This window comes from Streptomyces sp. DI166, from assembly GCF_900091315.1.
GTDB classification, from domain to species: Bacteria; Actinomycetota; Actinomycetes; order Streptomycetales; family Streptomycetaceae; genus Streptomyces; species Streptomyces fuscus.
The window spans coordinates 24,652-43,205 of record NZ_FLSP01000002.1 but is presented as its reverse complement, the minus strand read 5'-3'; the positions used below and the strand labels follow the sequence as shown (position 1 = coordinate 43,205).

Sequence of the window (18,554 nt, the reverse complement as noted above, 5' to 3'; positions counted from 1 at the left end):
TGGGGGTTACTACCGGGGGTGGCACGGCGGGGGTATTACTCCCCGGGGAGTACGCGCCCGCGTGACTGCGGACGGGACTACGACGGCGTGCGCGCCGCCGCCAGCAGTCGGGTCACGTCGTCGCCGCAGATGGTCAGGGCCGCGCCCACCGTGGCGAGGACCTCGCGTTCGGCCGGGGTGTAGGGGCCGTCGGCGAGGGCGATGCGGGCGCCCTGGAGGAGGATCGACTCGCGGCCGGCGGGGGCCAGGTGCGGGGCGAGGGGGTCCAGGGCCTCGTGGAGCTCTATGGCCAGACCCGCGCCGCAGGGTTCGCCCAGGACCCGGCCGGTGTCGGCGGCGAGGGCCTCCACGAGGGCGTCGAGCTGTTCCTCGGTGCAGTCGTCGAACCCGGCCGCGCGGACCGTCGCGGCGGCGGTCTCCAGGGACGTACGGGCACAGCAGCCGCCCGCGGCGAGGACCGCGAGGGCGACGGTGTGCACGGCGTCGCGCAGCATCGCGGAGAAGCGGGTGGTGGTGGGGTGGTCCAGCACATCGGTGCCGAAGTGGCGGCGGCAGGCCGCGCACTCGACCACGGGTCCGGTCTCGCCGCGCGGCAGCACCGGGACGCCGAGCAGGGTGAAGCGGCGGCGTCCGGTCAGCCGCTGGTAGTTGCGGTCCCCGCCGCAGCCGGGGCAGAAGAACTCACCGTCCCCGACCGGCGTCCAGGCCGTACGGGTGCCCAGGATGCGGGCAGGCCACGTGGCACGGCCGTTTCGTCCCCGTCCTGGCAGCACGTCGCACCTCCGCGAAACCTCGCGGCAACGTCGCCGCGCCCCGTGATGTTAGCCACATCCCACGGCCCGAGTCAGCACCTTGGACGAGACCTTTCCGTGACCTGGGGTGAGATTGGCCGGTATATGTCGGGTACGGGAACCGGCGTGAACGGCGCGGGGGCCGTGCGCCGGGCCGCGACACGGGCGCGACCGGCGCACGGCCCCCGGAGGAACCCCAGGCGTCTCCCGGTTACCGCGCGGCCCGGTTCACCGCGGAGACGACCGCCTTCAGCGAGGCACGCGTGGTGTTGGCGTCGATGCCGATGCCCCACAGGACCTTGCCGTCGATCGCGCACTCGATGTAGGAGGCGGCCTGCGCGGAGGCGCCCTCGCTCATCGTGTGCTCCTGGTAGTCCAGCAGGCGTACGTCGATGCCGATGGACTGCAGGGCGTCGAAGAAGGCCGAGATCGGACCGTTGCCGGTACCGGTCAGCACGGTGTCGGTGCCGTCGACGGTGGCCTCCACCTTCAGCGTGTCCACGCCGTCGGTGTCGGTGGTCGACTGGCCGTTGCGGACCTGGATGCGGCCCCACGGGTTGTCCGGATTGGGCAGGTACTCGTCCTGGAAGACCGACCAGATGTCGGAGCCGGTGACCTCGCCGCCCTCGGCGTCCGTCTTGGCCTGGATGATCTTCGAGAACTCGATCTGCATCCGGCGCGGCAGGTCCAGCTTGTGGTCGTTCTTCAGGACGTAGGCGATACCGCCCTTGCCGGACTGCGAGTTGACCCGGATGACCGCCTCGTAGGAGCGGCCGACGTCCTTCGGGTCGATCGGCAGGTACGGCACCGCCCACTCGATGTCGTCGACGGTGACGCCCTTGGCCTTGGCGTCGGCCTCCATGGCGTCGAAGCCCTTCTTGATGGCGTCCTGGTGGGAGCCGGAGAAGGACGTGTAGACCAGGTCGCCCACGTACGGGTGGCGCGGGTGGACCTCCATCTGGTTGCAGTACTCCCACACGCGACGGATCTCGTCGATGTCGGAGAAGTCGATCTGCGGGTCGACGCCCTGCGAGAACAGGTTCATGCCCAGGGTGACCAGGTCGACGTTGCCGGTGCGCTCGCCCTGGCCGAACAGACAGCCCTCGACGCGGTCGGCGCCGGCCATCAGCGCCAGCTCGGCGGCGGCGACGGCGGTGCCGCGGTCGTTGTGCGGGTGGACCGACAGGCAGACGTACTCGCGGCGGGACAGGTTGCGGCCCATCCACTCGAAGCGGTCGGCGTGCGTGGAGGGCGTGGAGCGCTCGACGGTGGCGGGCAGGTTCAGGATGATCTCGCGGCCCGGTCCGGGCTGGTAGACGTCCATCACCGCCTCGCAGACCTCCAGCGCGAAGTCCAGCTCGGTGTCGGTGAAGATCTCGGGGCTGTACTGGTAGCCGAACTCGGTCTCGTCGCCCAGCAGCTTCTCGGCGTACTCCATCACCAGGCGGGTGCCGTCGACGGCGATCTGCTTGATGTCGTCCTTGGAGCCGCGGAAGACCACCCGGCGGAAGACCGGGGCGGTGGCGTTGTACAGGTGGACGGTGGCCCGCTTGGCGCCCTTCAGGGACTCCACCGTGCGCTCGATCAGGTCCTCGCGGGCCTGGGTCAGTACGGAGATGGTGACGTCGTCGGGGATGGCGCCGGGCTCTTCGATGATCGACCGTACGAAGTCGAAGTCCGTCTGGCCCGAGGCGGGGAAGCCGACCTCGATCTCCTTGTAGCCCATCTTGACCAGTTGGTCGAACATCCGGCGCTTGCGCTCGGGCGACATGGGGTCGATCAGGGCCTGGTTGCCGTCGCGCAGGTCGGTGGAGAGCCAGCGGGGGGCGACGGTGATCCGGTTGTTCGGCCAGGTGCGGTCGGGGATGTCGACCTGCTCGTAGCGGCCGTACTTGTGGATCGGCATGGAACTGGGCTGCTGGCGGTTCGCCATGATTGCGGGGCTCCTCAGGGTGTCCGGACGGACGGCCGACGACGCAACACCAAGCACCGCGGGGAGGGAGTCGACCTGGACTACAGGCCCTCGCCGCGGCAGCTAAGAAGAAGCAGCCCGAAAAGCATGATGCGCAGCATGCTAGCCGAGCCGCCCGCGATGCGACGGTGCGTATCAGTATGCGGGACCGCACGGACGAACGGGACAAAAAGTGCGCTATACCACCCCGCACCCGCGAAGACGGTCCGCTGTCGGCACATTTCACCAATCATGGTTGCGGGTAGTGACAGCGGCATAACGCAGTGCAATGGTGCCGGGCATGACGAACCACGGGGGCCATGAGCCCGTCTTCTGCACTGTCGTACCGCCGCATGTCCTCGACAAGCTGGCCCAGGCCGAGGACCCCGCGCTCGCCCGTCCCGCCCGCCGCACCCTCCAGCGCGACGCCTTCGAGCGCACCCAGCGCCGGCTGACCACCGTGATCGGAGCACCCGCCGTCGCCCTGGCTCCGGACGCCGAGCCGGACAAGCCGCAGCGCACCGTCTACGACGCCCGGCACGGCACCGAGCTGCCCGGCACCAAGGTCCGCGGGGAGGGCGACGAGCCCGGCAAGGACGCCACCGTCAACCGCGCCTACGCGGGCCTCGGCGCCACCTTCGAGCTGTTCCTGAAGGCGTTCGAGCGCAACTCCATCGACGGCAACGGACTGCCGCTGGACGCCACCGTCCACTACGAGGAGGAGTACAACAACGCCTTCTGGAACGGCGAGCAGATGGTGTTCGGCGACGGGGACGGCGAGATCTTCCTCGACTTCACCATCCCCATCGACGTCATCGGCCACGAACTCGCCCACGGCGTCACGCAGTACACCGCCAACCTCACCTACTTCGGCCAGCCCGGCGCGCTCAACGAGTCCATGTCGGACGTCTTCGGCTCGCTCATCAAGCAGTACACGCTCGGCCAGACCGCCGCCGAGGCCGACTGGCTGATCGGCGCCGGGCTGCTCGCGCCGCGGGTCACCGGCAAGGCGCTGCGCTCGATGAAGGAGCCGGGCACGGCGTACGACGACGACGTCCTCGGCAAGGACCCGCAGCCCGCGACGATGGACGACTACGTGCGCACCGGCCGCGACAACGGCGGCGTGCACATCAACTCCGGCATCCCCAACCACGCCTTCTACCTCGCGGCCACCGCCCTCGGCGGCCACGCCTGGGAGCGCGCCGGACGGATCTGGTACGACGTGCTCATCGGCGGGGAGTTGAAGTCGCAGGCCCTGTTCACCGACTTCGCCACGCTCACCGTCTCCGCCGCGAAGTCCCGCTACGGCGACGGCAGTGACGAGTTCCAGGCGGTGCAGAAGGCCTGGGAACAGGTCGGGGTGCGCACCCTGTGAATCCGTACTAGACAGAAGCCATGCGTATTCAGGTGAGGCGCACGGGCGGATTCGCGGGCATCGAGCGGCAGGCCGAGGTGGACACCTCGGGGCGGCCCGACGCGTCCGAGTGGCATGCCCTGGCCCAGAAGGCGCTCGCCGCGGGACGGGGCACGCCGCCGGTCGGGGTGCCCGACGGATTCAGCTACCGGATCACGGTGGACGGGAAGACGGTGTACTGCTCCGACCCGCGACTGACCCCGGAGCAGCGCAAGCTGATCAGCAGGGTGCTCAAGGAGGGCGCGTAACCGGATCGCGTAACCCGGTCGCGTGACCGGGTCGCGCAACCGCGTGTTCACGCCGGGCCGTTGACTTCCCTTACCGCCGGTAAGGATGATCCGGCGCATGGCGACTCAAGAGCATCCGATGCCCCGGTTCCCGGACGGTTTCCTGTGGGGCGTGTCCACCTCCGCCCATCAGATCGAGGGCGCGGCCGAGCTGCGCGAGCGGTCGGTGTGGGACGAGTTCACGGACCGGCCGGGGCGGGTGAAGGACGGCTCGACGGCGGCGGTGGCCTGCGACCACTACCACCGTTACCGCGAGGACGTGGCCCTGCTGGCGGACCTCGGGGTGGGCGCGTACCGGTTCTCGGTCTCGTGGCCGCGGGTCAACTCCCCCGGCGGTCTGGACTTCTACGACCGCCTGGTGGACGAGCTGTGCGCGGCGGGCGTCCGCCCGGTGGTGACCCTCTTCCACTGGGACCTGCCGGCCGGCCTGGACTGGCTTCAGCGGGACACCGCGTCCCGGTTCGCCGACCACGTCTCCGGCGTCGCCGAACGCCTCGGGGACCGGGTGCACAAGTGGATCACCCTCAACGAGCCCGCCGAGCACACCCTGCTGGGCCACGCCCTCGGCGTCCACGCCCCCGGCAAGCGGCTCCTCTTCGACGCGCTGCCGGTCGCCCACCACCAACTGCTCGCGCACGGCCTCGCGGTACGGGCGCTGCGCGCGGCCGGGGTCACGGACATCGGCATCGCCAACTCCCACGGCCCGACCTGGCCGGCCTCGCGCGAGCAGGCGGACGTGGAGGCGGCGGACTTCTACGACGTTCTGCTCAACCGCCTGTTCGCCGACCCGGTCCTGCTCGGCGCGTACCCGGCGGGGCTCGGCGAGTTGATGCCGGGCGACGACGTGGAGGCGGACCTGAAGGTGATCGCCGAGCCACTCGACTGGTACGGCGTCAACTACTACGCCCCGACCAAGGTCGGCGCACCGCAGGGCGCCGAGATCGAATTCGGCGGCGTCTCCATGCCGGCGGACCTCCCCTTCTCCGTACGGGAGATCACGGACGTCCCGCTGACCGACTTCGGCTGGCCGGTGGTGCCGGAGGCGCTGACGGAACTGCTCACCGGCTTCCGTGACCGCTACGGCGACCGGCTCCCCCCGGTGATGATCACGGAGAACGGCTGCTCGTACGAGGGAGTGGACGACCGGCAGCGCATCGCCTTCCTGGACGGCCACATCCGGGCCCTGCACCGCGCGGTGGCGGCCGGGGTGGACGTCCGCGGCTACTTCGTCTGGTCGCTGCTGGACAACTTCGAGTGGGCCGAGGGCTACGCCCGCCGCTTCGGCCTGATCCACGTCGACTACCCCACCCAGAAGCGCACCCCGAAGGCGTCCTACCACTGGTACCGGGAGCTGCTGCGGGCCCAGGAGTGACGGCCCGGGCACGGTCGGTGCCCCCGGGAAAAGTCCTACGAGGTTGTCAGCCCCCCGGCGTACTCTGGAAGCGCCAGGTCGCCCAGGGGGCGGACGGACCGTTTCGAGGAGGACGAGCAAGGCCACAGAGCCGGCCCATGACTCAGACACCCACAGATCGCACACCCGCGCAGGGGCAGGCGAGAGCACAGTTCACCGTCCCCGCCCAGCACCCCATGGTGACCGTGCTGGGGTCCGGCGACTCCCTTCTGCGTGTGATCGAGAAGGCCTTCCCGGCGGTCGACATCCATGTCCGGGGCAATGAGATCAGCGCGGTCGGCAAGGCCGTGGAAGTGGCGCTCGTCCAGCGCCTGTTCGACGAGATGATGCTGGTGCTCCGCACCGGGCAGCCGATGACGGAGGACGCAGTGGAACGCTCGATCGCCATGCTCCGGGCGAGCGAGAACGGCGAGGGGACGCCCGAGACCCCGGCCGAGGTGCTCACCCAGAACATCCTCTCCTCGCGCGGACGCACGATCCGCCCGAAGACCCTCAACCAGAAGCGGTACGTCGACGCGATCGACAAGCACACGATCGTCTTCGGCATCGGCCCCGCGGGTACCGGCAAGACCTACCTGGCCATGGCCAAGGCGGTGCAGGCCCTGCAGTCCAAGCAGGTCAACCGCATCATCCTGACCCGCCCCGCGGTGGAGGCCGGCGAGCGGCTCGGCTTCCTGCCCGGCACGCTCTACGAGAAGATCGACCCGTATCTGCGCCCCCTGTACGACGCGTTGCACGACATGCTGGACCCGGACTCGATTCCGCGGTTGATGGCGGCCGGGACGATCGAGGTCGCACCGCTGGCTTATATGCGCGGTCGCACCCTTAATGATGCTTTTATCATCCTGGACGAGGCGCAGAACACCAGCCCCGAGCAGATGAAGATGTTCCTCACCCGGCTCGGGTTCGACTCGAAGATCGTCATTACCGGTGACGTGACCCAGGTCGACCTGCCGAGCGGCACCAAGTCCGGTCTGCGGCAGGTGCAGGACATCCTGGAGGGGGTCGACGACGTCCACTTCGCCCGGCTGTCGTCGCACGATGTCGTCCGGCACAAGCTGGTCGGCCGTATCGTCGACGCGTACGAGAAGTACGACAGCAAGCACGGCACCGAGAACGGCACGCACAAGGGCCGCTCCTCGGGAGCCCGGGGCTCCAAGGGGAAGTAGACCAGCACGACCATGTCGATCGACGTCAACAACGAATCCGGCACCGAGGTCGACGAACAGGCGATCCTCGACATCGCCCGCTACGCGCTCGCGCGGATGCGCATCCACCCGCTCTCCGAGCTCTCGGTGATCGTCGTGGACGCCGACGCCATGGAGCAGCTGCACATCCAGTGGATGGACCTGCCCGGCCCCACGGATGTCATGTCCTTTCCGATGGACGAGCTGCGCCCGCCGTCCAAGGACGACGACGAGCCGCCGCAGGGCCTGCTCGGTGACATCGTGCTCTGCCCCGAGGTCGCCAAGAAGCAGGGCGAGGAGGCGCCGACGAAGCACTCCATGGACGAGGAGCTCCAGCTGCTCACCGTCCACGGCGTGCTGCACCTGCTCGGCTACGACCACGAGGAGCCCGACGAGAAGGCCGAGATGTTCGGCCTCCAGGCGGCCATCGTGGACGGCTGGCGCGCGGAGAAGGGCCTGACCGGCCCCTCCCCGGCTCCGACCGTCTCATGAGTCCGCAACTCGTCCTCGGCGCGATCGCGCTGGTCGTCGTGGCCTGGCTCGCCGCCTGCGCGGAGGCGGGCCTGGCCCGCGTCTCCACCTTCCGTGCCGAGGAGGCCGTACGGTCGGGCCGGCGCGGCAGCGCCCGTCTGCTGCAGGTCGCCGCCGACCCCACCCGCTATCTGAACGTGGCGCTGCTGGTGCGCGTGGCCTGCGAGATGGCGGCCGCCGCGCTGGTCACCTACGCCTGCCTCAACGAGATCGACGGCACCACGCAGGCCCTGCTCGCCGCGATCGGCGTGATGGTGCTGGTCTCCTACGTCGCCGTCGGGGTCTCCCCGCGCACCATCGGCCGCCAGCACCCGCTGAACACGGCCACCGCGGCGGCGTACGTGCTGCTGCCGCTGGCCAGGATCATGGGCCCGATCCCCTCGCTGCTGATCCTCATCGGCAACGCCCTCACCCCGGGCAAGGGCTTCCGCCGCGGCCCCTTCGCCTCCGAGGCGGAGCTGCGCGCGCTGGTGGACCTCGCCGAGCAGGAGTCGCTGATCGAGGACGAGGAGCGCCGCATGGTGCACTCCGTCTTCGAGCTGGGCGACACCCTGGTGCGCGAGGTGATGGTGCCGCGCACCGACCTGATCGTCATCGAGCGGTACAAGACCATCCGCCAGGCCCTCACCCTGGCGCTGAGGTCCGGTTTCTCGCGCATCCCGGTCACCGGGGAGAGCGAGGACGACATCGTCGGGATCGTGTATCTGAAGGACCTGGCCCGCAAGACGCACATCAGCCGGGACGCCGAGAACGAGCTGGTCTCCAGTGCCATGCGCCCGGCCGCGTTCGTGCCGGACACGAAGAACGCCGGTGATCTGCTGCGCGAGATGCAGCAGGACCGCAACCACGTCGCCGTCGTGATCGACGAGTACGGCGGCACCGCCGGGATCGTCACCATCGAGGACATCCTGGAGGAGATCGTCGGCGAGATCACCGACGAGTACGACCGTGAGCTGCCGCCGGTGGAGGAGCTGGGCGAGGACCGCTTCCGGGTCACCGCCCGCCTGGACATCACCGACCTCGGTGAGCTGTACGGACTCGACGAGTACGACGACGAGGACGTGGAGACCGTCGGCGGACTCCTCGCCAAGGCGCTCGGCCGGGTCCCCATCGCCGGTGCCTCGGCGGTCGTACCGCTGCCCGACGAGCGGGAGCTGCGGCTGACCGCGGAGGCCTCCGCGGGCCGCCGGAACAAGATCGTGACGGTGCTGGTGGAGCCGGTGGGCGCCGCCAAGGAGGAGGAACCGGAGAGCGCGTGACCCCGAAGGAGCTGCGCGACTTCTGTCTGTCGTTCAACGCGGCCGAGGAGGACTTCCCGTTCTCCCCGGAGATCTCGGTGTTCAAGGTGCGCGGCAAGATGTTCGCACTGAGCTGGATCGAGGCCCGCCCGCTGAAGGTCAACCTCAAGTGCGACCCGGAGGACGCCGTCCGGCTGCGCTCCGAGCACCCGGATCTGATCATCCCCGGGTACCACATGAACAAGCGGCACTGGAACACGGTCACCCTCGACGGGGGCCTGCCCGACCGTCTGGTCCGGGAGCTGATCGAGGACTCCTACGACCTCGTCGTGGCCGGACTGCCGCGCGCCGAGCGGCTCCGCCTGGACCGGCCCTGACCGGCACTTCGTATGCTCGGGGCATGACCGAGACCAGTGCGCTTGACCCCGAGGACCGCAAGATCGTCACCCTGGCCCGCTCCGCGCGGGCCCGCAACGGCGTGCCCGAGGGCGCGGCGGTACGGGACGAGACGGGCCGTACGTATGTCGCCGGGACCGTGGACCTGGACTCGCTGAAGCTGAGCGCGCTGCGCACGGCGGTGGCGATGGCGGTGGCGTCCGGGGCGAAGTCGCTGGAGGCGGCGGCTGTGGTGAGCGAGGCGGAGAGCGCGTCGGCGGAGGACCTGGCGGCGGTACGGGACCTGGGCGGGGCGGGGACGCCGGTGCTGCTCGCGGGTCCGGACGGTGCCGTACGAGCCACGGTGCCCGCGGAGTAGTCCGGATGCGCGGGGCGGTCCGGATTCATGGAGTAGTCCGGATCCGCGGAGTAGTCCGGATTTCATCCTTGCCGGGGTTCGTCTCTCGCGCATCAATGGGACCGTAAGTTCCGACGGACCGTCAGATCCGGCCCTCCCGCAGTGTGCCCGCACCCACCTGCCGCGGACGGGCCGTCGGTCCCCCCACACCATCCGAAGGGACCCGGAACCCCCATGAGAGGTACACGCTTATTCACCGGTGCGGCATTCGCGGCCGGCGCGCTCGCCCTGACCGGACTCGCCCTCGCCCCCACGGCCGCGGCGGTCACCCCCACCTCGGCCACGATCAACGCGAACTGCGGCTTCTTCGGCGGCGGCGCGGCCACCCTGACCGCCACCCAGGACGGCACGTCCGCCACCATCACCCTCACCACGTCCGCCATCACCGCCCCGCTCGCCCTCGGCGAGGACTCCATCGCCTCCACGCTGACCCTGGTGAAGGCGGGCGGCGGCACGACCGTGTTCACCGCCACCGAGAACCCGGCGATGGCGGCCGGCGACCCGGTCCAGGTGGGCCCGCTGCCCGGCACGGTGGCCGCCGGGGACACCCTGGAGGCCTACGGCGGCTCGCTGACGATGACGGTCTTCGGCATCACCATCACCTGCACGGCGACGGCGCCGCAGTCACCGGGCCCGTTCGTGTTCTGACGCCGGTGCGCGGGCGAGCGGGGTTCCTCAGAGCGCGTCGGGGCCGCGCTCGCCCGTCCGCACCCGTACGACCGTCTCGACGGGCAGCGCCCACACCTTGCCGTCGCCGATCTTGCCGGTCTGCGCGGCCTTGACGATCGTGTCGATCACGGTGTCGGCGTCCGCGTCCTCGACCACGACCTCGATCCGGATCTTCGGCACCAGGTCGATCTGGTACTCGGCGCCCCGGTACACCTCGGTGTGGCCGCGCTGACGGCCGTAGCCGCTGGCCTCGGAGACGGTCAGACCGTGGATGCCGATCTCCTGGAGCGCCGACTTCACCTCGTCGAGGCGGAACGGCTTGACGATCGCGGTGATGAGCTTCATGCCTCGGCCTTCTGGGCAGCGGGAGGGAGGGCGCCGACAGGGGCGCCGGGGCCCGGGACGCCGAGATCGTATGCGCTCGCGGCCTCCGGGGCCACGGTGCCTTCGGGGATCAGGGAGAATGGGCGGCATGAGCGTTCGCACCCAGTCATCCGACAAGTCGGCCGAGGCCGTCCATCGCGCCGGTTTCGCCTGCTTCGTGGGCCGCCCCAACGCGGGCAAGTCCACCCTTACGAACGCTTTGGTCGGGCAGAAGGTGGCGATCACCGCCAACCAGCCGCAGACCACCCGGCACACGGTGCGCGGCATCGTGCACCGGCCGGACGCGCAGCTGATCCTGGTGGACACCCCGGGACTGCACAAGCCGCGCACGCTGCTCGGCGAGCGGCTGAACGACGTGGTCCGGACGACCTGGGCCGAGGTCGACGTGATCGGTTTCTGTCTGCCGGCGAACGAGAAGATCGGTCCCGGTGACCGGTTCATCGCCAAGGAGCTGGCGGGGATCAAGAAGTCCCCGAAGGTCGCGATCGTGACCAAGACCGACCTGGTCGACTCCAAGGCCCTGGCCGCCCAGCTCATCGCGATCGACCAGCTCGGCAAGGAGCTGGGCATCGAGTGGGCGCAGATCGTCCCGGTGTCGGCGACCGCGAACAAGCAGGTCGACCTGCTGGCGGACCTGCTGGTCCCGATGCTCCCGGAGGGCCCGGCGCTCTACCCCGAGGGCGACCTCACCGACGAGCCCGAGCAGATCATGATCGCCGAGCTGATCCGCGAGGCGGCGCTGGAGGGCGTGCGCGACGAGCTGCCGCACTCCATCGCGGTGGTGGTGGAGGAGATGCTGCCCCGGGAGGACCGTCCCGCGGACAAGCCGCTGCTCGACATCCACGCCAACCTTTTCATCGAGCGCCCCAGCCAGAAGGGCATCATCATCGGCCCCAAGGGCAAGCGCCTGAAGGAGGTCGGCATCAAGTCCCGCCGCCAGATCGAGGCCCTGCTGGGCACGCCGGTCTTCCTGGACCTGCATGTGAAGGTGGCCAAGGACTGGCAGCGCGACCCGAAGCAGCTGCGGCGCCTGGGCTTCTGACCCAGGGGTCTACGCGCTCCGCCCGAAGCCGATCGTCGGTACCGCCCTGCGCAGCGGCCAGGGCCGGGCCAGTTCCGTGGGGACCAGGTCGCTGAGGAAGGCGTACCGGCGCAGGGCCGCCGGGTCCTGGTCGGTGTGGGACTGGATCTCCCGCCACCAGGCGCCGATCTCCGCCCAGCCCGGGGCGGAGAGGGAGCCGCCGAACTCCTGGACGGAGAGGGCGGCGGTCAGGCCCGCGAAGGCGAGGCGGTCGGCGAGCGGCCAGTCGGCGAGGGTGCCGGTGACGAATCCGGCCACGAAGACGTCCCCGGCGCCGGTGGGGTCGAGGGCCTCCACGGCGATGGCGGGCACCGAGGCCGTCTCACCGGTACGTCCGTCCACGGCGTAGGCGCCCTCCGCGCCGAGGGTCACCACGGCGAGCGGGACGTGCTCGGTGAGGGCGTGGGCGGCGGCGCGGGGGCAGTGGGCGCCGGTGTAGCGCATGGCCTCCTCGGCGTTCGGCAGGAACGCCTCGCAGTGTGCGAGGTCGGCGAGCCCGGCCAGGTCCCAGGCGCCGGTCTCGTCCCAGCCGACGTCGGCGAAGATCCGGGTGCCCTTCGCGGCGGCCTGGGCGATCCAGGGGGCCCGTTTGCCGGGTTCCAAAGAGGCGACGGCGGCGCGGGCGCGGGGCGGGCACTCGGGGGCGGGCTCCTCCGGGGGCGGCTCGTGGCCGTGGGAGACCATCGTCCGCTCGCCCTCGTACGCCATGGAGACCGTCACCGGAGAGTGCCAGCCGGGCACGCTGCGCGAGGCGGACAGGTCGATGCCCTCGCCCTGCTCCAGGGCGTCCCAGCAGTACTCCCCGTAGTGGTCGTCGCCGAAGGCCGCGGCGAGCGCGGTGCGCAGGCCGAGGCGGGCCAGCGCGGTGGCCATGTTGGCGACGCCGCCGGGGCTGGACCCCATGCCCCGGGCCCAGGACTCGGTGCCGCGCACCGGGGCGGAGTCGAGCCCGGTGAAGATGATGTCGAGGAAGACGGTGCCGGTGAGGTACACGTCCCAGGGCGGGTCCGTGGGGCGGCGCAGTCCGGCCAGGGGGTCGACCTGTGCCTGGCTCTGCGGCCTCCCGGCGGCGGAGGAAGAGGGTCCCTTTCCGGCGGACGCGGCGGACGCGATCACGGTGCGCTCCCTGACATGGTGCGGATCAGGCCAGTGTGCACCACCGCACCGGCCGGATGCCGCCGCTCACGGGGGAACCACCCACCGCGTCAGACCGCTTCCGTCACCACCGCGGCACCCTCGGCAAGCGCCACCCCGACCCCCGGCATCCCGACATCCCGGCACGCGGTACCCCCGGCATACCCCACCCCGGACTCGCCACCCGCATCACCACCTCGCCACCCTCAGCACGCTCCACCCCAGCCCCCAGCATCTGGCATCCCGGCACGCGGCATACCCCACCCCGGACTCGCCACCCGCATCACCACCGCGGAGCTGGCGGCACGCTCCACCCCGGCTCCGCCGCCCGCATCGCCGCCGCGTCGTCCCGGTCGCGCAGGGTCCCCTCGTCCGCCAGCCACCGCCGGTGCAGGAACCGGAGCCGGTCCCGGTCGAGTTCCACCCCCAGCCCGGGCCGGTCCCCGACCGCGACCCGCCCGCCCTCGAACCGCAGGCGCTCGGTGAGGACGTCCTCCGACTGCCACGGGTAGTGGGAGTCGCAGGCGTGGTGGAGGTTCGGCACGGTGGACGCCACGTGGGTCATCGCGGCGAGGGAGATCCCCAGGTGGGTGTTGGAGTGCATGGAGACGCCCACGCCGAACGTGCGGCAGACCGCCGCGAGGTGCTGGGTGTTGCGCAGTCCGCCCCAGTAGTGGTGGTCGGAGAGGACGACCTGCACGGCGTCGCGTGCGAACGCCTCCTTGATCTCGGCGAACGTCGTCACGCACATGTTGGTCGCCAGCGGCACGTCCGTCCCCGCGGCGACCCGGGCCATGGCCGGGGTGCCGAGCGCGGGGTCCTCCAAGTACTCCAGGACGTCCCCGAGTTCCTTCGCCACCGCCAGTGAGGTCTCCACGGACCAGGCGCCGTTCGGGTCCAGCCGCAGCGGATGCCCGGGGAAGGCCGCCGCGAGCGCCCGTACCGCCGCGATCTCCTCCTGGGGCGGGAACACCCCGCCCTTGAGCTTGAACGAGGTGAACCCGTACCGCTCGGTGAACTTCCGCGCCTGCGCGACGATCCCGTCCGGGTCCAGGGCCGCGCCCCAGTCGTCCTCCTCCGCCGCCACGCCCTCGGGATGGGCGGCCCACTTGTAGAACAGGTACGCGCTGTACTCCACCGAGTCGCGCACCTTGCCGCCCAGCAGCGCGTGCACCGGCAGCCCCAGCGCCTTGCCGAGCGCGTCCAGGCAGGCCACCTCAAACCCGGAGACCACGGACAGCCGCAGCTTGTCGGCGGTCTGGACCCCGCGCAGTCCGCCGACGTCGACCGCCCCGGACACCTGTGAGCCGTCCACGGCCACGTCGTCGGCGATCGTGAACAGACCGTTCAGATCACTCACTTGACGGCCGGTCAGGCGCTCCGCGAAGGGACGGGCCAGCTCCAGGTACCTGGTGTCCCCGTACGTCTCCCCCACTCCCGTCACCCCGTCCGCCGTCTCCACCTCCACGATCAGCCGGGGGGTGTAGGGCTGGTGCACGCCCTGGGTGTTGAGCAGGGGCGGGTCGGCGACCAGGATCGGGGTCAGACGGACGTCCGTGATCGTGAGGTTCACAGCACGGCTCCCACGAGGTCGAGGCCGGTGGCCAGCAGGATCTCCAGGTCGGCCAGGTCACCCGGCGCGGGATCGGTGAGCGGGGCGCGCACCGGGCCCACCCGGCGGCCCCGCAGCCGTGCCGCCGCCTTCACCAGGGACACGGCGTATCCGGGCGCCCGGTCGCGGAGTTCGACGAACGGGACGTAGAACTCCCGCAGCAGCCGCTCGCGGGTCTTGTCGTCCCCGGCGCCCAGGGCCGTGAAGTACGTGGTCGCGATCTCCGGCGCGAAGGCGTGCACGGCGGAGGAGTAGGCGGGGACGCCGACGGCGGCGTAGGCACCGGCCTGGATCTCCGCGGTCGCGGCGCCGTTGAAGAACAGGAAGCCCTCCGGGGCGGCGAGGGTGAGGCGCTGGAGCCGGTCGAGGTCGCTGTGGCCGTCCTTGAGCCCGATGACGTTCGGCAGCGCGGCGATCCGACGCAACGAGTCGGCGGTGAAGGCGACCTGTCCGCGCTGGTAGGCGATGAGCGGCAGCCGGGTCCCGGCGGCGATCCGCTCCAGTTGCCGTACGAGCCCGTCCTGCGGTGCAGCGACCAGGTAGTGCGGCAGGACGAGCAGGGCGTCGGCGCCCGCCTCCTCGGCGATCCGCGCGAACCGCAGGGCCTGCGCCCAGCCGTAGCCGACGCCCGCGACGACGGGCAGCCGTCCGCCGGCCTCCCGGACGGCGAGGGAGACGACCGTCCGGTACTCGTCCTCGTCGAGGGAGAAGAACTCGCCGGTGCCGCAGGCCGGGAAGAGCGCCCCGGGCCCGGCCGCCACGCACGCGGCGACATGCGCGCGCACGCCCTCGGGGTCGAGGGAGCCGTCGTCGTGGAAGCTCGTCAGCGGGAACGACAGCACCCCGCCCGCCATCCCGTCCCGCAGCCGCCGCGCCACGGCCGTACCGGTATCGAGGGCCACCGTCATCCATCTCCCTATGCAGACGAGGTACATGTATGTAGATGGAGGTTAGGTATGCGAACGACGGACCGTCAATGGGGCGGCACGCGCGCAATACGATCGGCGCATGCCAGAGTCAGGAGGCGTCCGCGAAGTGAAGTCGGCCGCGCGCACGGTCGAGCTGCTGGAACTGCTCGCCGCGCGCGGCGACCGCCCGGCCCGGCTCCAGGAGCTGGCGGACGAGCTGGGGGTGCCGCGCAGCTCGATGTACGCCCTGCTGCAGACCCTGATCTCCCGCGGCTGGGTGCGCACCGACGTCACCGGCTCGCTGTACGGCATCGGCATCCACGCCCTGCTTACCGGCACCGGCTACCTGGACTCCGACCCCCGGGTGCGCCTGGTGCGCCCCTACCTCGACGAGGCGTCCGAGGCGCTCGGCGAGACCCTCCACCTCGGGCGTCTGGACGGCCGGGACGTGGCCTACCTCGCGACCCGCGAGTCCCACGAATACCTGCGCACGATCAGCAGGGTGGGCCGCAGACTCCCCGCCCACGTCGGCGCCCTCGGCAAGGCCCTGCTGGCCGAACGTCCGGACGAGGAGCTGCCCGAGGGCCCGTACGAGGCGCTCACCCCGCGCACCCGCACCACCCGGGACGCCCTCGCCGCCGACCTCGCCGGGACCCGCGCTCGCGGCTACTCGATCGACCGTGAGGAGGGCGTCACCGGGATCGTCGGCTTCGGCTTCGCCCTGCGCTACGACACCCCTGCGCAGGACGCCATCAGCTGCTCGGTGCCGGTGGCCCGGCTGACCCCCGGGCACGAGGAGCGGATCGTGGCCGTGATGCGGGAGATCCGCGCGAAGATCGAGTCGGCGGTACCGACCGGCGGGGGCTCCGTGAGCTGGCGGTAGGCGCCGCTTCTGCCCGCCTGCGACCGACCCAAACCGTATGTGCCCCGGATCACACCGCACTCCCTTCTTCGCGCCTGTCCCCGCTTGATACAAATTGCCCGCGCGTTCCTGTCCGTCGACGGTCGTCGCCCATCCCCCTTTTCGAGCCGCTCCTTTCGCACGCCCTGGGAACGCCCGTGTCCGCCCGCACCACCCCGCCCTGGCCCCTCGTCGCCCTTTTCACGGCCGGGTACCTCGCCCCCTACCTCCTCCCGACCACCGTCGGCCGACTCGGCTCGGGCCTCGGTCTGACCGCCACACAGGCGGGCGCCATCGGCAGCGCGCTGCTGCTGAGTTCCGCTACGGCCGGATTCACGCTCGCCTCCCGGGTCGACCGCGTCGGCGCCCGCCCCCTCGCCCGTCTCGGCCTGGCGCTGGCCGTCGTCGGCTACGGCGGGGCAGCGCTGGCCCACTGGATCCCGGCCGTCGTCGCGGGCGCCCTGGTCGGCGGCTTCGGCTCCGGTACGGCCACGGCGGTCGCCGCCACCGGTATCGCGGGCCGCCCCGACCCGCACCGCGTCACCACCTACGGCCTGCTCGGCGTCTCCGCGCTCGCGGGCGCCGTGTATCTGACGGTGCCGCGCCTCGGCCCCGGCCACGGCCTGCCGCTCGCCGCGATCGCGCTCACCGCGCTGGCGGTGTGGCCGCTGACCGGCCGCCTCGGCACCGCGGGCACCGGCACCCGCACCCACCGGGAGGCGGGCCCCCTGCCCCATCGGCGCTCCGGGCTCGCCCTCGCCGCGGCCCTGATGTGCTGGTCGCTCGTACAGAACTCCCTGTGGGGCGTCAGCGGGCGGATCGGGATCGGCCAGGCCCACCTCAGCGAGGTCACGGTCGGCGCGGTGTTCGCGGTCGCGCTCGGCGCGGGTCTGCTCGGTGTGGTCGCCGCGAGCGCGCTCGGGCCGCGGATCGGCCTGGCGGTGCCGATCGGGGCCGGTACGGCGGTGATCGCCCTGTGCGTCGCGGTGAGCGCGTCGGCCCGGGACCTGGTGACCTTCGCGGCCGGGGAGATCGCCTGGAACGCCCTCTACCCGATTGTCCTGTCCTACGTCATCGGCCTCGCCGCCTCCCTGGACGGGCGGGGACGGTGGGCGGTGCTGGTGGGCTCGGCGTCCTCGCTCGGTACGGCGGCGGGACCGCTGACCGGCAGCGCGCTGTCGGCCGCCGCCGGGTTCCCGGTGATGGGAACGGTGCTGGCGGCGGGGCTGCTGGTGGTGGCCGTTCCGATGACCGCGGTGGCCGTGGGAGCGAAACGGCGGTCGCTGCCGGTGGTGGAGATCGCGGTGGACACGCCGGCCTACGAACCCGCCAGGGCCGCCTGAACCCCGCTCCTCACCGGCGCTTGGGCACCGGCACCCGCAGCAGGTCGTGCGCCACGGTCAGTTCGCCCTCGTAGCCGGCCGCCCGCGCCTGTCGCTCGAACTCGTCGGGCTCGGAGTAGCGCTGGCTGAAGTGGGTCAGCACCAGGTGCCGTACGCCCGCCTCCCGGGCCACCCGGGCCGCCTGACCGGCGGTGAGGTGGCCGTGCTCGACGGCGAGGTCGGTGTCCTCGTCGAGGAAGGTCGACTCGATGACCAGCAGGTCGCAGCCGTCGGCCAGGGCGTGCACCCCGTCGCACAGCCGGGTGTCCATGACGAACGCGAACCGCTGCCCCCGGCGCACCTCGCTGACGTCGTCCAGCGTCACACCCCCGAGGGAACCCTCGCGCTGGATACGGCCGACGTCCGGGCCCTTGATGCCGTGCGCGGCGAGCCGGTCCGGCAGCATCCGGCGGCCGTCGGGCTCCACGAGCCGGTAGCCGTAGGACTCCACGGGGTGGGAGAGCCTGCGCGCCTCCAAGGTGTACGACCCGGTCGTCGCGAGGACGCCGTCCCGGTCGACCGGCGCCTGCTGGAGGTCGACGGTCTCCCGGTACGCGGTCGCGTACCGCAGCCGGTCGAAGAACCGCTGGCCGGACTTCGGGTAGTGCGCGGTGACCGGGTGCGGCACCTTGTCGAGGTTGATCCGCTGGACGACCCCCGCCAGGCCCAGCGAGTGGTCGCCGTGGAAGTGCGTGACGCAGATCCGGTTCAGGTCGTGGGCGGCGACCCCGGCGCGCAGCATCTGCCGCTGGGTGCCCTCGCCGGGGTCGAAGAGGAGGCCCTCCCCGTCCCAGCGCAGCAGATAGCCGTTGTGGTTGCGGTGTCTGGTCGGCACCTGGCTGGCGGTGCCGAGGACCACGAGTTCGCGTACGGACATGTG

At 71.4% G+C, this 18,554-nt stretch carries 19 protein-coding genes; 12 read left to right on the top strand and 7 right to left on the bottom strand.

Annotated features, from left to right (window positions below):
• Positions 1 to 77: 77 nt before the first annotated feature.
• Positions 78 to 773: a tellurite resistance TerB family protein gene (locus tag GA0115233_RS01345; protein ID WP_093718156.1), complete on the bottom strand. Its 696-nt coding sequence runs from the start codon at positions 771 to 773 to the stop codon at positions 78 to 80.
• A 229-nt stretch (positions 774 to 1,002) separates the two neighbouring features.
• Positions 1,003 to 2,724 (bottom strand): 2-isopropylmalate synthase, encoded by a 1,722-nt coding sequence (leuA, locus tag GA0115233_RS01340; protein ID WP_093718155.1) that lies wholly within the window; start codon positions 2,722 to 2,724, stop codon positions 1,003 to 1,005.
• Between the two features lie 319 nt (positions 2,725 to 3,043).
• On the opposite strand from leuA, the gene GA0115233_RS01330 reads away from it, so the two are divergent.
• The 9 genes from GA0115233_RS01330 to GA0115233_RS01290 all read left to right on the top strand — a co-directional run bounded on the left by GA0115233_RS01330 (position 3,044) and on the right by GA0115233_RS01290 (position 10,251).
• On the top strand, positions 3,044 to 4,117 hold the full coding sequence (locus tag GA0115233_RS01330) for a M4 family metallopeptidase (RefSeq protein ID WP_093718285.1): 1,074 nt from the start codon (positions 3,044 to 3,046) through the stop codon (positions 4,115 to 4,117).
• Between the two features lie 20 nt (positions 4,118 to 4,137).
• A complete protein-coding gene (locus GA0115233_RS01325) occupies positions 4,138 to 4,404 on the top strand; it encodes a protealysin inhibitor emfourin (protein WP_093718154.1) in 267 nt (88 codons plus the stop codon).
• Positions 4,405 to 4,501: 97 nt separating this feature from the next.
• Positions 4,502 to 5,815 carry a GH1 family beta-glucosidase gene (locus GA0115233_RS01320; RefSeq protein WP_093718153.1) on the top strand — a complete coding sequence of 438 codons (1,314 nt, stop codon included), beginning with the start codon at positions 4,502 to 4,504 and terminating at the stop codon, positions 5,813 to 5,815.
• Positions 5,816 to 5,952: 137 nt separating this feature from the next.
• Complete coding sequence (locus GA0115233_RS01315) at positions 5,953 to 7,023, top strand: PhoH family protein (protein WP_093718152.1); 1,071 nt, start codon at positions 5,953 to 5,955, stop codon at positions 7,021 to 7,023.
• 12 nt (positions 7,024 to 7,035) lie between these two features.
• A complete protein-coding gene (ybeY, locus tag GA0115233_RS01310; protein WP_093718151.1) occupies positions 7,036 to 7,533 on the top strand; it encodes an rRNA maturation RNase YbeY in 498 nt (165 codons plus the stop codon).
• Positions 7,530 to 8,831 (top strand): hemolysin family protein, encoded by a 1,302-nt coding sequence (locus tag GA0115233_RS01305; RefSeq protein WP_093718150.1) that lies wholly within the window; start codon positions 7,530 to 7,532, stop codon positions 8,829 to 8,831. Before ybeY ends, GA0115233_RS01305 begins: the two co-directional genes overlap by 4 nt.
• A complete protein-coding gene (locus GA0115233_RS01300) occupies positions 8,828 to 9,187 on the top strand; it encodes an MmcQ/YjbR family DNA-binding protein (RefSeq protein WP_093718149.1) in 360 nt (119 codons plus the stop codon). Before GA0115233_RS01305 ends, GA0115233_RS01300 begins: the two co-directional genes overlap by 4 nt.
• 23 nt (positions 9,188 to 9,210) lie before the next feature.
• Positions 9,211 to 9,564: a cytidine deaminase gene (locus GA0115233_RS01295; RefSeq protein WP_093718148.1), complete on the top strand. Its 354-nt coding sequence runs from the start codon at positions 9,211 to 9,213 to the stop codon at positions 9,562 to 9,564.
• Between the two features lie 213 nt (positions 9,565 to 9,777).
• Positions 9,778 to 10,251, top strand: coding sequence for a hypothetical protein (locus tag GA0115233_RS01290; RefSeq protein WP_093718147.1), 474 nt, complete (start codon positions 9,778 to 9,780; stop codon positions 10,249 to 10,251).
• Positions 10,252 to 10,278: 27 nt separating this feature from the next.
• Here GA0115233_RS01290 and GA0115233_RS01285 read toward each other — a convergent pair whose 3' ends face one another.
• The gene (locus GA0115233_RS01285) at positions 10,279 to 10,617 is read right to left on the bottom strand and encodes a P-II family nitrogen regulator (RefSeq protein WP_093718146.1); all 339 of its coding nucleotides are present in this window, start codon (positions 10,615 to 10,617) and stop codon (positions 10,279 to 10,281) included.
• 127 nt (positions 10,618 to 10,744) lie between these two features.
• On the opposite strand from GA0115233_RS01285, the gene era reads away from it, so the two are divergent.
• Positions 10,745 to 11,698 (top strand): GTPase Era, encoded by a 954-nt coding sequence (gene era / locus GA0115233_RS01280; RefSeq protein WP_176711596.1) that lies wholly within the window; start codon positions 10,745 to 10,747, stop codon positions 11,696 to 11,698.
• A 9-nt stretch (positions 11,699 to 11,707) separates the two neighbouring features.
• Here era and GA0115233_RS01275 read toward each other — a convergent pair whose 3' ends face one another.
• From GA0115233_RS01275 to GA0115233_RS01265, 3 genes are all read right to left on the bottom strand, one after another.
• On the bottom strand, positions 11,708 to 12,853 hold the full coding sequence (locus GA0115233_RS01275) for a carbohydrate kinase family protein (protein ID WP_093718144.1): 1,146 nt from the start codon (positions 12,851 to 12,853) through the stop codon (positions 11,708 to 11,710).
• A gap of 301 nt (positions 12,854 to 13,154) precedes the next feature.
• Positions 13,155 to 14,444 carry a glucarate dehydratase family protein gene (locus tag GA0115233_RS01270; RefSeq protein WP_093718143.1) on the bottom strand — a complete coding sequence of 430 codons (1,290 nt, stop codon included), beginning with the start codon at positions 14,442 to 14,444 and terminating at the stop codon, positions 13,155 to 13,157.
• A complete protein-coding gene (locus GA0115233_RS01265) occupies positions 14,441 to 15,391 on the bottom strand; it encodes a 5-dehydro-4-deoxyglucarate dehydratase (RefSeq protein ID WP_093718142.1) in 951 nt (316 codons plus the stop codon). The genes GA0115233_RS01270 and GA0115233_RS01265 overlap by 4 nt, the downstream gene beginning before the upstream one ends.
• A gap of 100 nt (positions 15,392 to 15,491) precedes the next feature.
• On the opposite strand from GA0115233_RS01265, the gene GA0115233_RS01260 reads away from it, so the two are divergent.
• Entirely contained in the window at positions 15,492 to 16,274 is a 783-nt protein-coding gene (locus GA0115233_RS01260) for an IclR family transcriptional regulator (RefSeq protein ID WP_093718141.1), read from the top strand.
• Between the two features lie 176 nt (positions 16,275 to 16,450).
• Positions 16,451 to 17,635, top strand: a complete 1,185-nt coding sequence (locus GA0115233_RS01255; protein ID WP_093718140.1) for an MFS transporter — start codon at positions 16,451 to 16,453, stop codon at positions 17,633 to 17,635.
• 10 nt (positions 17,636 to 17,645) lie between these two features.
• Here the strand turns inward: GA0115233_RS01255 and GA0115233_RS01250 are convergent, their stop codons facing one another.
• Positions 17,646 to 18,551, bottom strand: coding sequence for a ribonuclease Z (locus GA0115233_RS01250; protein WP_093718139.1), 906 nt, complete (start codon positions 18,549 to 18,551; stop codon positions 17,646 to 17,648).
• Positions 18,552 to 18,554: the final 3 nt, after the last annotated feature.

Coding starts and splice junctions, on each gene's coding strand:
- leuA (WP_093718155.1), bottom strand. CDS start 2,724: ATGGCGAACCGCCAGCAGCCCAGTTCCATGCCGATCCACAAGTACGGC.
- GA0115233_RS01330 (WP_093718285.1), top strand. CDS start 3,044: ATGACGAACCACGGGGGCCATGAGCCCGTCTTCTGCACTGTCGTACCG.
- GA0115233_RS01325 (WP_093718154.1), top strand. CDS start 4,138: ATGCGTATTCAGGTGAGGCGCACGGGCGGATTCGCGGGCATCGAGCGG.
- GA0115233_RS01320 (WP_093718153.1), top strand. CDS start 4,502: ATGGCGACTCAAGAGCATCCGATGCCCCGGTTCCCGGACGGTTTCCTG.
- GA0115233_RS01315 (WP_093718152.1), top strand. CDS start 5,953: ATGACTCAGACACCCACAGATCGCACACCCGCGCAGGGGCAGGCGAGA.
- ybeY (WP_093718151.1), top strand. CDS start 7,036: ATGTCGATCGACGTCAACAACGAATCCGGCACCGAGGTCGACGAACAG.
- GA0115233_RS01305 (WP_093718150.1), top strand. CDS start 7,530: ATGAGTCCGCAACTCGTCCTCGGCGCGATCGCGCTGGTCGTCGTGGCC.
- GA0115233_RS01295 (WP_093718148.1), top strand. CDS start 9,211: ATGACCGAGACCAGTGCGCTTGACCCCGAGGACCGCAAGATCGTCACC.
- GA0115233_RS01290 (WP_093718147.1), top strand. CDS start 9,778: ATGAGAGGTACACGCTTATTCACCGGTGCGGCATTCGCGGCCGGCGCG.
- GA0115233_RS01285 (WP_093718146.1), bottom strand. CDS start 10,617: ATGAAGCTCATCACCGCGATCGTCAAGCCGTTCCGCCTCGACGAGGTG.
- era (WP_176711596.1), top strand. CDS start 10,745: ATGAGCGTTCGCACCCAGTCATCCGACAAGTCGGCCGAGGCCGTCCAT.
- GA0115233_RS01265 (WP_093718142.1), bottom strand. CDS start 15,391: ATGACGGTGGCCCTCGATACCGGTACGGCCGTGGCGCGGCGGCTGCGG.
- GA0115233_RS01260 (WP_093718141.1), top strand. CDS start 15,492: ATGCCAGAGTCAGGAGGCGTCCGCGAAGTGAAGTCGGCCGCGCGCACG.
- GA0115233_RS01250 (WP_093718139.1), bottom strand. CDS start 18,551: ATGTCCGTACGCGAACTCGTGGTCCTCGGCACCGCCAGCCAGGTGCCG.